12 protein-coding genes are annotated in these 13,529 nt (G+C 40.1%); 4 read left to right on the plus strand and 8 right to left on the minus strand.

Annotation, left to right across the window (positions count from 1 at the left end):
* The first annotated feature begins 43 nt into the window (after window positions 1-43).
* Together OOA_RS13580 and ftsP are read left to right on the plus strand one after the other, a co-directional pair.
* Complete coding sequence (locus tag OOA_RS13580; RefSeq protein ID WP_008912729.1) at window positions 44-778, plus strand: 1-acylglycerol-3-phosphate O-acyltransferase; 735 nt, start codon at window positions 44-46, stop codon at window positions 776-778.
* 810 nt (window positions 779-1,588) lie between these two features.
* A complete protein-coding gene (gene ftsP / locus OOA_RS13585) occupies window positions 1,589-3,001 on the plus strand; it encodes a cell division protein FtsP (RefSeq protein ID WP_008912730.1) in 1,413 nt (470 codons plus the stop codon).
* Window positions 3,002-3,067: 66 nt separating this feature from the next.
* Here ftsP and OOA_RS13590 read toward each other — a convergent pair whose 3' ends face one another.
* Window positions 3,068-3,682 carry a LysE family translocator gene (locus OOA_RS13590; RefSeq protein ID WP_008912731.1) on the minus strand — a complete coding sequence of 205 codons (615 nt, stop codon included), beginning with the start codon at window positions 3,680-3,682 and terminating at the stop codon, window positions 3,068-3,070.
* A 173-nt stretch (window positions 3,683-3,855) separates the two neighbouring features.
* On the opposite strand from OOA_RS13590, the gene folA reads away from it, so the two are divergent.
* Window positions 3,856-4,359, plus strand: coding sequence for a type 3 dihydrofolate reductase (folA, locus tag OOA_RS13595; protein ID WP_008912732.1), 504 nt, complete (start codon window positions 3,856-3,858; stop codon window positions 4,357-4,359).
* Window positions 4,360-4,530: 171 nt separating this feature from the next.
* Here folA and apaH read toward each other — a convergent pair whose 3' ends face one another.
* The 6 genes from apaH to lptD all read right to left on the minus strand — a co-directional run bounded on the left by apaH (window position 4,531) and on the right by lptD (window position 11,375).
* The gene (apaH, locus tag OOA_RS13600; protein WP_008912733.1) at window positions 4,531-5,358 is read right to left on the minus strand and encodes a bis(5'-nucleosyl)-tetraphosphatase (symmetrical) ApaH; all 828 of its coding nucleotides are present in this window, start codon (window positions 5,356-5,358) and stop codon (window positions 4,531-4,533) included.
* 2 nt (window positions 5,359-5,360) lie between these two features.
* Entirely contained in the window at window positions 5,361-5,738 is a 378-nt protein-coding gene (apaG, locus tag OOA_RS13605) for a Co2+/Mg2+ efflux protein ApaG (protein ID WP_008912734.1), read from the minus strand.
* Window positions 5,739-5,759: 21 nt separating this feature from the next.
* Window positions 5,760-6,569, minus strand: coding sequence for a 16S rRNA (adenine(1518)-N(6)/adenine(1519)-N(6))-dimethyltransferase RsmA (gene rsmA, locus OOA_RS13610; RefSeq protein ID WP_008912735.1), 810 nt, complete (start codon window positions 6,567-6,569; stop codon window positions 5,760-5,762).
* Window positions 6,566-7,561 (minus strand): 4-hydroxythreonine-4-phosphate dehydrogenase PdxA, encoded by a 996-nt coding sequence (pdxA, locus tag OOA_RS13615; protein ID WP_008912736.1) that lies wholly within the window; start codon window positions 7,559-7,561, stop codon window positions 6,566-6,568. The genes rsmA and pdxA overlap by 4 nt, the downstream gene beginning before the upstream one ends.
* Complete coding sequence (gene surA / locus OOA_RS13620; RefSeq protein ID WP_008912737.1) at window positions 7,542-8,861, minus strand: peptidylprolyl isomerase SurA; 1,320 nt, start codon at window positions 8,859-8,861, stop codon at window positions 7,542-7,544. The genes pdxA and surA overlap by 20 nt, the downstream gene beginning before the upstream one ends.
* Window positions 8,862-9,008: 147 nt before the next feature.
* Entirely contained in the window at window positions 9,009-11,375 is a 2,367-nt protein-coding gene (gene lptD / locus OOA_RS13625; RefSeq protein ID WP_008912738.1) for an LPS assembly protein LptD, read from the minus strand.
* A gap of 181 nt (window positions 11,376-11,556) precedes the next feature.
* Between lptD and djlA the strand changes: the two genes are divergently transcribed.
* Window positions 11,557-12,372, plus strand: a complete 816-nt coding sequence (gene djlA / locus OOA_RS13630; protein WP_008912739.1) for a co-chaperone DjlA — start codon at window positions 11,557-11,559, stop codon at window positions 12,370-12,372.
* A gap of 206 nt (window positions 12,373-12,578) precedes the next feature.
* Here djlA and rluA read toward each other — a convergent pair whose 3' ends face one another.
* Window positions 12,579-13,232, minus strand: coding sequence for a bifunctional tRNA pseudouridine(32) synthase/23S rRNA pseudouridine(746) synthase RluA (gene rluA / locus OOA_RS13635; protein ID WP_040691500.1), 654 nt, complete (start codon window positions 13,230-13,232; stop codon window positions 12,579-12,581).
* Window positions 13,233-13,529 lie beyond the last annotated feature (297 nt).

A 13,529-nucleotide genomic window follows, 5' to 3' on the forward strand; every position in this document is an offset into this window, starting at 1 on the left:
CATTATGGGGGCTGTTAAGCCCCCTGACTATTCAGAGGTCATTATGTTAGTGCTTATTCGTGCCATTATTGTCATTATTTATACGATACTGGTTTGTGTTGGCGGATGTATTTATTGTTTATTTAGCCCACGTAACCCAAAACACGTTATGACTTTTGCGCATATGTTTGGGAGACTATCAAGGGTATTTGGCGTTAAAATGATTGATCGTGTGCCGGAAAAAGCTAAAAAATATCCACCAAGTATTTATATTGGTAACCACCAAAACAATTATGACATGGTTACTATGTCAAATGGTGTTCAACCGAATACAGTGACGGTGGGTAAAAAAAGCTTAGTAATGGTCCCTTTCTTTGGTTTCTTATATTGGATCACTGGAAATATTCTGATTGATCGTGGTAATCGCTCAAAGGCACATAACACCATTTCACAGGTTGCCGATCAAATTAAAAAGCATCAAATCTCTGTTTGGATGTTTCCTGAAGGAACTCGTAGTCGAGGTCGTGGTTTATTACCGTTTAAAACGGGTGCTTTCCATGCAGCGATTGCTGCTGGAGTTCCAATTGTGCCCGTTTGTGTTTCCGAGACTCAAGGTAAAATTAAACTAAACCGTTGGAACAATGGGTTTGTAATTCTTGAGATGTTGGATCCAATAGACACCACTAACTACACTCGTGATCAAGTGAGAGAACTTTCTGAATATTGCCATCGTTTGATGGATGAAAAAATTAAACAGCTCAATAAAGAAGTTGAAGAACTGGAAAAACAAAATAAATAAATTCGAAGGAGATCGGGTTTATACGCAAAATAACTCAAGAAAATATGGCGTCGATACGTATGCCACTTGAGATATACTGTGAATGGGTTAATTCCCTTTTCTGATAATTATATTTAGAAAAGGGAAGCTTAATCTGGTTGTTTATTTGCTTTTGTTTGATTTTTAATTCTACTTATTGTGACTATTTTAATAATTATATTTTATATCAATCATATACCTAAAATAATGTGAGATGCCTTAAGCCATAAAAAGAAGCTCTTCTTTGAATTACGATGAATACGATGATTCAAATAGTGTAGAGGAGTTAACGACTATGCAATTTTCATGATGGTTATGAAGTATTGAGCTTTGTTGCTTATTTTTATGAACTAATTGATTGAAATAAAAGTATATAATGGTGTGATGTGTTTAGGTGATTAAAAAACATTATTGCCACCCCAAACTGAGAATGAAAAGCACCCTTCGGGTTCGATTAAACATTGGCTTTCAACGATAATCAGCCCTTAATATCTCTATCCCAAGGTTCATTTCGAACATTAAGAATAAATACTATGCTCTGCAATTGGGATTATATCGTTTTCTGTGTGCATCAGAGATGGAGTGATCCAATTATAAATTATTTTATATATAGATATTTTTAGAATTTAATCATTTTTCGCGATATCATTACGACTTAATTTAATCCAGTTTAAAGTGATGATCCCGTTATGGGTTAAGCTAGCATGAATCTAAATTCAGACTTTAAAATGGCAAATATTACTAATATCTAACTATAACAAGTGCTGCTATTTTTATTTTAGTGGAGAATTTATGTCATTCAATCGGTGTCAATTTCTGCTTATTGCAGGGTTGGCTTTATGTTTGGTGAGTACATCAAACAGTGTATTCGCGAATGGTAATGGAAAAAGAGCACTACCTGTACCTCCATTATTAGAATCTAGATCTGGGCAACCCTTATTTTTGACATTACAAAAAATACATTGGTCCTTTGATGGTAAATATCCAGCTGATGTTTGGGGGGTTAATGGTTCTTATCCCGGGCCCACTGTAAAAGTAAAAAATGGGGATTATATTAAGCTTATTTATAATAATAGGTTACCTGATGCCGTTTCCATGACGGTAAGTGGGCTACAAGTTCCGGGAACACAGATGGGTGGGGCTGCAAGGCTAATTTCAGCGGGAGCTGATTGGTCACCTGTAATTCCTATTCACCAACCCGCAGCCACGCTTTGGTATCATGCGAATACTGAAGGCAAAATGGGGCAGCAAATTTACAATGGCTTAGTCGGAATGTGGATTGTCGAAGATGATACAACCAAAAGCTTACGCTTGCCTAAGCATTATGGTGTCGATGATTTCCCGATTATTATCCAAGATAAGCGGTTAGATAACTTTGGTGTACCAGAATATAAAGCGAATGAAGATGGTTTTTTAGGTGACACCCTGTTAGTTAATGGTGTCCAAGATCCATATGTTGAAGTTTCTCGTGGTTGGATACGTTTAAGGTTGCTGAATGCATCTAATTCAAGGCGTTATGTCATGAAAGTTAGCGATGGACGCCCGTTTGCTATGATAGCATCTGACCAAGGTTTTTTAACCGCTCCTGTGAGTTTACCGGAACTTTCACTTGCGCCGGGTGAACGTCGTGAAGTATTGATTGATATGGCTAAAACAGAAGAACTTACCATTACTGCTGGTGAATCGGCCACTTTTATGGATAGAGTTAAAAGTCTGTTTGAGCCATCCACGTCACTTATATCGACTAACGTGCTGACAATTAAGGCAACAGGCTTAATGTCTCTTGTTACTGACGATTTACCGACTCAGCTTGTTGAAGACAAAACGCAAATTACGTCCTCCATTCGTAATCGTGATATTCATCTTAACGATCATTATGGGATAAACAATACCACAAAAGATACTAATCGAATTGATCTATCGAGCCAGCAAGGAAGTTGGGAACGCTGGGCAGTAACAAGTAATGTTCCACAAGCTTTTCATATAGAAGGTGCGCGCTTCAAAGTGATTAATCGTAATGGTCAGCAAACGCCCCCAGAAGATTTTGGTTGGAAGGATACCGTTTGGGTTGATGGTAAAACTGAACTATTGGTACAAATGATGCAGCCTTCCTACTCACATTTTCCATTCTTATTTTATAGCAACAATTTAGAGAAAGCTGACTTAGGGTCGGTAGGGCAATTAGTTGTAGCTCCGGAAAATTAAGATTCATTATTTGTATAAAAAGCAGGCGTTGAGCCTGCTTTTTATTTTTGTTGTTAATTGATTTAATTAACTCATCGCAACTTTAACGCCGAAAGCTATCAAGACAACGCCAAGGACTTTATCGACATACTTTTGTATTTTTGCCATCACTTTTCTTACTGGAGCACTTTGAATAAGACAGACGAGTAGCGGCCAGTAAATTACAGCTAATCCCCAAATGATAAAGGCAATCCACAGTTTTTCACCAAAAGTAGAGTCGACGCTCAATACTTGCGTAAAAACGGCAAGAAAAAACAGTGTTGCTTTTGGATTCAAAACGTTACAGAGAAACCCTTGCATAAATGCTTTCTTAAAAGTAACAACTTCATGCTGAGTATTATTTAAGTCTATTTGGTGTCCGTTATTTGGCATCAAGCTTTTAATGCCGATCCAGATTAAATAGACAGCGCCGGCATATTTTAAAATATTAAATAACCAAGGTGTGGTCGTAATGAGTACCGCTAAGCCGGCAACACAGTAACTCATATGCAATGCTATTGCACAGATGATGCCCATCGCAGTCATTAGTGCGGCAGAACGTTGGTAACGTGCAGCATTTTTGATGATAAGAAAAAAATCAGGCCCAGGTGAAATCATTCCAAGTATAGCAATGGTTGCGATCAATATTGAAGTCTCGTACATTTGGTTATCTCTTTATTATAAGTTTGTTTTTAAATGTTATTTTTAGTCGGACGAATCTTCTTCTTAGTATAAATTAATCATCACTTCTTAAGGAAGATTAAATTTAGTCGACGAAGCATTTCTCTTTACGTATAGTGAGCATAAATTTTATATTTAGCCTTTAAGGTGACTAGATGAATATTAGTTTAATCGCAGCTATGGCGATTGATCAGGTTATCGGTATGGAAAAAACGATGCCTTGGCATTTACCTGGCGATCTTACTTGGTTTAAACGTAATACGTTAAATAAACCAGTAATAATGGGACGAGTGACTTATGAATCAATAGGCCGCCCACTCCCTGAGAGAGTCAATATAGTTTTAAGCAGTAAGCCTGGTGTAGATGATAATGTTATCTGGGTTTCTTCTGTAGAAGAAGCACTGGCAGCAGCTCAAAATGCTTTAGCTGGTAACGATGATGAAGAAATTATTGTGATTGGTGGTGGTAAAGTCTACCAGCAGTTTTTACCTTTGGCGAATAAGCTGTATTTAACGCATGTTGATGCAGAAGTGAGTGGTGATACGCATTTCCCAATCTATGAGCCTGATGAGTGGGATTCTGTATTTACAGAGTATCATGAAGCTGATGAAAACAATTCACATGGCTACTGCTTCGAAATATTAAATAAAAGAATTTAATATAGACTTAATATGAAGAATGGAGCAACAAGCTCCTTTCTTCATTATTAATTAAGAATCTATTGCTTTAAATTGCAATAAAATAAAATCCATTCCATGCGTTTTATTTTCATTAGGATATAAAAGAATATATTGTCCAAATTTACAAATTAAACAAACAGTAAATAATTATTAATCTTTACGGTGTTTCTGTTGTGATTTTTGATAATAATACTGTTTTGATTCCCAATGGAATAATGTCATATCCCCCCCCCAACAACAGCCAGTATCTAGCCCATAAACATGTTCTGGGGTATATTTTCCTTCTAATGAAGCCCAATGCCCAAAAAAAATAGAATAGCCTTCAGGCAGTTTATTCGGGAGTGCAAACCAAGGTTTCAATGGGGAAGGCGCTTTCGTTGGGGTATCTTTACACATCATGTCTAATTGACCATGAGGAAAACAATAACGCATTCGAGTTAATGCATTGGTGCTAAAACGCAAACGAGGAAGCCCCATTAAGCTTTCAGACCAATTGTTTGGCATATCACCATACATAGCATCTATGAAAAGTGGGTAAGCATCACTAGACAAAACTGATTCAACTTCTCTTGCACACATCTTTGCGGTATCGAGATCCCATTGTGGAGTAATTCCTGCATGTGCCATGATGATTTTTTTTTCTTCATCAACTTGCAATAACGGTTGGCGGCGAAGCCAATTGATCAGCTCATCAGCATCAGGTGCATTTAGTAATTCATCAAGGTGATCTTTAGGTTTATTACGGCTTATTTTGCAGTAAATACCTAATAAATGTAGATCATGATTCCCAAGAACTAAACGTACAGAAGAACCAAGGCTTTTAACATAACGAAGGACTTGCAGTGATTCAGGACCACGAGCAACGAGATCCCCCGTTAGCCACAATGTATCTTTTTGTGGTTCAAAATTAACTTGTTCTAATAATGCACGTAACTCACGATAGCAGCCATGTACATCACCAATTAGATATGTCGACATAATTAATTAATCAAAGTAGGTAAGGCAAGACGGAATGCAGGAATATCAACATGAAAGTTTTCCCCTACACCGTTTAACATGACGTAATAACCTTCCATTGTACCCATCGGTGTTTCTAAAATTGCGCCGCTGGTATAACGGTATACTGAACCTGGCTGGATCACCGGTTGCTCACCGACGACGCCTTCACCCTGAACTTCAGTTTTATGGCCATCACTGTTGGTAATGAGCCAGTAACGGCTCATTAATTGTATCGCATCTCTTCCTAAGTTACGGATAGATATGGTATATGCAAAAACATATCGCCCCATTTCAGGCTGAGATTGGCTCACTATATAGACACTCTGGACTTGGATGCTAACATTAGGTTCGTTAAGCATAGTGCCCCCTTTAAAGTATGCTTATTCAGACAAACTTGATAGGTAGTTTGCCATTTTGCAATAAGCTTCAACGGATATATTCTCAGCTCGAGCTCCAGGATCAATACCAAGCTCAGTGAGTTGTTCAACACTGAATAAATCACCTAAACTATTACGGACTGTTTTACGGCGTTGGTTGAAGGCTTGCGTCGCAATACGACTTAAGAATTTAATATCTTTAAGTGGGTAAGGGTTTACGCGATGAGGGATAAGCCTAACAACAGCAGAGTCAACTTTTGGTGGTGGTGCAAAGGCGGTTGGTGGCACTTCTAAAACAGGAACGATTTGGCAATAGTACTGTGCCATTACGCTCAAGCGACCAAATGCTTTGCTGTTAGGACCTGCAACTAAACGGTTTACCACTTCTTTTTGCAGCATAAAGTTCATATCTGCAATAGAGTTGGTAAAGGTAAACAAGTGGAACATGAGCGGTGTTGAAATGTTATAAGGCAAGTTGCCAAATACACGCAGAGGTTGGCCTGCTTGTTTCGCTAATTCCCCGAAATCCACCGTCATGGCATCTTGCTGGATAATAGTGAGCTTATCTTTTAATTGAGGATGAACGTGTAAACGCGCAGCGAGATCTCGGTCGAGCTCGACAACGGTCATTTTGTCCATTCTGCTACCGACTGGTTCTGTCAGTGCGCCAAGGCCGGGACCAATCTCTACAATGGCTTGTCCCGGTTGTGGGTGCATAGCATCAACAATACTGTCGATAATAAATTGGTCAGTTAAAAAGTTCTGCCCGAAACGTTTGCGGGCAAGGTGCCCCTGATGGACTCGATTATTCATGAATTCTTATATGTCATTTGGATAGCTAACTTCAATGCGGTAATAAAACTCCCCACATCGGCGCGACCCGTACCTGCTAATTCTAGCGCTGTGCCATGGTCAACAGAGGTACGGATGAAAGGCAGACCAAGCGTAATGTTCACGGCTCTACCAAAACCTTGGTATTTTAGCACAGGAAGTCCCTGATCGTGATACATTGCGAGTACTGCGTCTGCATCTTCTAAATATTTTGGTTGAAATAGCGTATCTGCAGGTAATGGTCCGATCAGATTAATACCTTCTTCTCTCAATGTTTCGAGGGCAGGTATGATGGTATCTATTTCTTCCATTCCCATATGTCCACCTTCACCTGCGTGAGGGTTCAATCCACAAACATAAATATTCGGGTCTTCAATACCAAATTTAGTTTGTAAATCGTGATGTAAGATGGAGATGACTTCCCGTAAGCTTTGCTGGGTAATTGCGCCAGAAACATCTTTCAAAGGCAAATGGGTTGTTGCTAATGCAACTCGTAGTTCTTCTGTTGCTAGCATCATAACGACACGCTGGCAGTGGCTTCTATCTGCAAAAAACTCAGTATGTCCACTAAATGGGATACCTGCATCATTAATCACGCCTTTATGTACTGGTCCTGTCACAATTGCTGAAAACTCGCCATTTAGACAGCCATCACAGGCTCTTGCCAATGTTTCAGTAACATAGGCGCCATTATTAACATTTAACTCACCAGCCTGAACTGATGCTCTCAGGTTCACGGGAAGGATTGATAAGCTACCGGGAGCTTGTGCATCGTGGTGGCTATTTGGTTCGTAGTTTTTTAATGTTAAAGGAAGATTGAGTTGTTTAGCGCGAGTCAGAAGTAAATCCGGATCTGCGCAGGCAACAAGCTCAACCGGCCAAAATTCTTGAGCGAGTTGAATGAGGAGATCCGGACCTACCCCGGCTGGTTCGCCGGGGGTTATCACGATTGGTTTATTGAGATTTTTCGTCATTAGATTGGTTATCACGTCCATCGATGACATTAACATATGCAGTCGCTCGTTGCTCTTGCATCCAACTTTGTGCTTCTTCGTTGAATTTACGGTTAAACAGCAAACGGTAAGCTTGATCTTTTTGCGCCGCATCTGTCTTATCGACACTGCGGGTATCTTCTAACTGAATTAAATGCCAGCCAAAGTTTGAAGGAACTGGTTGGCTTAATTCACCTTTTTTCAATTTCATTAGTGCATCGCGGAATGCTGGGTCGTAGACATCAGGCATGTTCCAGCCTAATTCACCACCTTTAAGTGCACTTCCTGGATCTTCAGAAACTTCTTTTGCTGCATCTTCGAAGGTTGTTTTACCACTACGGATATCTTGAGCAACCTGTACAAGTTTTTGTCTCGCTTGATTATCATCCATAATTGGTGATGATTTGATCAAAATATGGCGAGCTTTTACTTCAGTAACAGAGATGGTTTTATTTGCGCTATCAATATCATTAACTTTTAGGATATGGTAACCAACACCTGAACGAATGGGGCCGACAATATCATTTTTCTTCGCGTTTTTTAATTGCTCAGCAAAGACAACTGGAAGTTCTTGCAAACGTGACCAACCCATATTGCCACCTTTCAGTGCTTGCGGGTCAGCAGAGTAAGTAATTGCGAGTTTACCAAAATCACCGCCTTTTTTAAGCTCATTCATAATTTTAGCAACAATGGCTTCAGCTTGCTGTAACTGTTCTTGGGTCGGATTTTCTGGCAATGGAATGAGAATATGGCTTAAGTTAACATTCGCTTCATAGTCAGCTTGGCTGCTAATTTGTTTGGCGAGGGACTCAACTTCTTGTGGTAAAATAGCGACTCGGCGACGAACCTCATTATTACGAACTTCGGAAATCAGCATTTCCTTACGAATCTCGCCACGATATTTTGCCATATCAATACCATCAGCTTTCAAGCGCGCTTGCATCTGCTCAAATGTTAAACCATTTTGGCGAGCAATATCGGCAATTGTTCCATTAACAGCTTCTTCAGGGATATTGATTTGCATTTGGCTCGCCATTTGCAAAATGATGTTATCACTAATCAAACGCTCAAGGATCTGATGGCGAAGAGTTTGATCATCAGGAACTTGTTGGCCAGCATTACGTGCGTTCGATTTTACTGTATTCAGCATATTCTGGACGTCACTTTCCAGCACTACTCCGTTATTGACGACCGCAGCAACTTTATCCATTTGCTGAGGTGCAGCCAAAGCAGTGGAGCTTGCAAACATCAGTCCCAGAATAAGCGTTTTCCAATTCTTCATAATGGTCCTATCAATTGATTTAGATTCCGCCTAAGGCAGGTTAATCGTGCATATCCGCCAAGTTTTAAGTTGCCTATTATCACTATTTTGTGAAAACAGGCACTATTTGGGGATACACACAAAACTCAAATTATTTTGTCTGTATTATCAGAAAGCACGTTGATAAGGAATGATACCTCTATTCAGCATTTCCTGACTACCTAAACTATGATTGTTATTTAAGCCTCTAAGTTCCACATTGAATGACCATTTATTATCATATTCGCTGCTAAACTTATCTCTCTGCCAGCCAACAATCTTACGTTCATAACCAACGTTGAATGCCCAGCAACAAGTATTGTACTGTAATCCAACCAATTGGCTGGCAGATTGTTGTTGTTTGGTATCGTAATAGTAAGAACCAACAAAACCCCAACGCTCACTTAACGGCCAACTCATAACCGCACCGATTTGTGATATACCTTGTTGATATTCAGGCATTGTATAGGGAGAGCCACTGGTATCATCACGACGGAAGGTGGCTTGAATGTAGTCTCGATCAACAAAACGGTAGTTCAACTGTAACAAACGATCCGCATCAAAGCGATACTCAGTGATAGCATTCCCCATAGTGACATTACCTAAGCGGCGGTCATATTGAAGGCCACCACGGACTCCCCACTTATCATTAATGCGCCAGTAAGAGTCTGTTGCCCACAATAAAGAACCAGTATCGCTTTTATTATCTAATTGTAGACTTGAGTTACCCGCTCGTGGCCGCTCTAGATAGTAAATTTGCCCTACAGAGAAGTTAAAACGTTCAGTCAGTGTTTCATCATAAATACGGGTTGTTACACCGGTAGTGACTTGGTTTGCCGAAGCAATCCTATCGAGACCGCTATAAATTCGGTCGCGGAATAGACCGCTATAGTCTGATTGCAAAAATGCAGAGTCGTAGTTATTGATGTTGTCCTGATCTTTATAGGGAATATAGAGATATTGAACTCGAGGCTCTAATGTTTGTACAAAGTCACTTCCTTCAAGAAGGTTACGTTCGAAAACAACAGTTGCATCGCTTTTGAACATTGGCAAAACACGCGTGACATTTTTTTCTAAACTTGTATTTTGGTTTGAGTTAGGGATATCCTGATCATAGTGTGTTGCGAGTAACTTGAAGCTGTTATTCATGTTAGCCCAACCATTTGATAATGGTAAGCTTACTTCAGGTTCAATATGCAAACGGGTCGCATCAGGATTATTTTTACCTACACTCGTGAAACGTGCTGCTTGAGCGTAAGTGTGTAAATCAAAGGCTCCCAAGTTATTTTTATAGAAGTTGACGTCCAGCTGTGGCTCAGCTTTATAAGCTCGTCGATTTGGCTCATCCACAAAAACTTGGAATTGTTTATGTGATAATGTTGCATTCCAGTTTTCAGCAGAATAGCCAGTGCTGAATTTTTGAGTTGCATAGCCGTCGGTGGTGCTACCATACTGAGAGCTAAAGTCAGTAAAATATTTTGGATCACTAACTTTGGTATAGTCAGCATTGAAATTCCAGTGCTGATCATAGGTTCCTGAATGTTGCCAATAGAACAACCAACGATCATTACTATCACGAGCTGGAGTCTTACCGCTTTCTTTATCTTTGATATACGCTCTATCATGATTAATAAAATCGAAAGCGAGAGTACCAGCACCAGGCGTGGTTAAATAACGGAATTCGTTATTCAATTTAAGACCACGGTGGGTCATAAACTGCGGTGTAATAGTGGCATCATAGTTTGGTGCAATATTCCAATAATACGGCAGCGAGAACTCTAAGCCATCATTACTTGAATAGCTGCCTGTCGGGATCAGAAAACCTGAACGGCGCTTGTTACCAATTGGCAATTGCATGTATGGGCTATAGAATACAGGTACACTGCCGAGGCGAAAACGAGCATTCCAAATCTCAGCGACTTCTTCTTCGCGGTCAATAATGACTTCCGAGCCTGCAACACTCCAACTGTCATTGCCGGGTAAACAGGTGGTAAAGGTACCGTTTTCCATAATGGAATAACGGTTTTCGCCGCGCATTTTCATTTTATCGGCGTCGCCACGCCCCTGACGGCCTACCATCATGTAGTTACCATCATTAACATCAGTATTTTTATTATTCAAGTTGGACCAAGCTGAAGGCCCTTTTAGAATAATTTGTGGATCATCATAGTGAACATTACCAGTTGCTGTAACTTCACGAATGGGATCTGTGCTATTTGACTGTTTTTGTATCAGCTTAACATTGTCAGCGGTTAATGTTTGATTACCTTGTTGGATATCGACATTACCTTTGTATTCGACAAAGTTTGGGTATTCTCCCTGAACATCCTCAGCGGTGATGCGAATAGGTAAATCTTTTGCATCGCCTTTAACTAATGGTTTGTTATAAACAGGGACGCCTAGCATACATTGCGCAGCAAGATCAGCATGCGCTTGCTGACTATAAATTGCCGCCCATACCATGGTGGCAAGTATTGTTGGATAACTTTTTTTCATCATTAAATATGCGGTTCCGTCATAATTGGCATAGCCGGCAAACGCTCAAAGACTAACTTAGCCAACTACATTGCGCCAGTATAATGTAAGAAACTTTACGCGCTTGTAGTTATGCACCGAGCAGAATGGATAGTATGATAATGCAAAATTGCATTCTGAGCATTGAAGAATTGAGGGATATATGCACTATTGGGGTAAAATTATTGGTGTCGTGATCGCAATAGCCTCTGGTTTTGGCTTTTGGGGAGCATTAATTGGTTTAGTTTTGGGGCACGGGTTCGATAAAGCATCAGCACGACGTAAATTTGCAGGGGCGATGAATAAACGTGATCGCCAAATCATTTTTTTTGCTAGCACATTCCAGATATTGGGGCATTTGACGAAGTCTAAGGGGCGAGTAACCGAGACTGACATCCAGATGGCATCAAACTTGATGGATAGAATGCAGCTACATGGTGAAACTCGAAAAGCGGCTCAACAAGCTTTTAGGGAAGGCAAATCTCCTGATTTTCCATTGCGCGATGTGCTCAAACAATTACGTATCGCATGCTATGGTCGTTTTGACTTAATTCAGATGTTTCTGGAAATTCAGTTGCAGGCAGCATTTGCTGACGGCAACTTACATCCAAATGAAAGAAAAGTATTATTTATTATTGCTGAAGAGTTAGGTATTTCTAAAACCCAGTTTGAACAGTTCTTAGGGATGATCCAAGGTGGGCGTCAATTTGGCCAAGGATATTCACAACAACAATCAGGTGGTTATTACCAGCAATCACAAGGTCCAACGATAGAAGATGCTTGCCAAGTGCTAGGGGTTTCTATTGATGATGAACCAACTAAGATTAAACGTGCTTACCGTAAATTGATGAGTGAACACCATCCAGACAAGCTGATTGCAAAAGGGTTACCACCAGAGATGATGGAAATTGCAAAACAAAAAGCTCAATCAATACAAGCAGCTTATGATCTCATCAAAAAAGATCGTGGTTTTAAGTAATTAGAAATAAACAAGTGATTTAAATACTGGCAGCCAATGAAGGCTGCTTTAGTTTATCATGTAGGTATAGAGTAAGAATGCGTGCATTGCCATGGTGGCGCTGTGTTAATGAACTAAATCACAGCGCCAAGGCTTATCAAGTTTTTCAGAGCAATAGAATGACTTGTCACCTAACGAAACTCGAATTATTTTGCAGATAGCAAAAATTAAAAATCAGGTTGGCAGCTAAAGTGCATTGGTGTGCCATAAGCTGGGTGAGTGATGTAAAGCTCTTGTGCATGTAGTTGCAAACGAGGTGCGAGCACAAAGGCTTGCTCATGAGCATAAAACCGGTCACCGAGTATTGGATGCCCCAGAGCTAACATGTGCACACGTAATTGATGTGAACGCCCAGTAATTGGCGATAGCTTCACTCGTGTTGCCTGTTCTTCATATTCCAAAACTTCATATTCTGTTTGTGCCGATTTTCCGGTTTCGAAACAAACCTTCTGTTTTGGCCTATTTGGCCAATCACAAATCAAAGGTAAATCGATTAAGCCTTCTTGCTTTTCTAAATGACCCCAGACTCGCGCTATATAATGTTTCTTAGGTTCGCGCTCCCGAAATTGACGCTTTAGCTCGCGTTCTGCGGGTTTATTTAGAGCAACTACCATGACGCCACTGGTTGCCATGTCTAAGCGATGGACAGACTCAGCGTTGGGATGATCCCGCTGTACTCGACTCATGATGCTATCGTTATGCTCAGGGGCTTTACCCGGCACCGAAAGTAAATCGCTTGGTTTATTGACAACAATGATATGTTCATCTTGATAAAGAATATATAACCAAGGGTCAACGGGGGGATGGTAGGGTCCCATCATAAGAAATGAAGCTCCTGAATCTCTTATTCCTGTCATATTTCAAGATATAGGTTGTTCAGCTATCCGAATCACATTACTTACTGTTGCTCTAGGGATATCTTTGCTGGTTGCCAACAGCTATCTCAAATTATTTTGGGCATATAACAAAATCCCTCTCAAAGAGGGAGATGAAATTGCTGACAAGGCATAAATTGTGACATGTCACGCTAAGTTTTAAAAATCGAAAATCAAATAAAGTGATTCTCTCTTTTATTTTTTAATTTGACGAGTACACAAGCGTTATCAACGATTAGACTC

The organism is Providencia burhodogranariea DSM 19968 (genome assembly GCF_000314855.2).
GTDB lineage: Bacteria > Pseudomonadota > Gammaproteobacteria > Enterobacterales > Enterobacteriaceae > Providencia > Providencia burhodogranariea.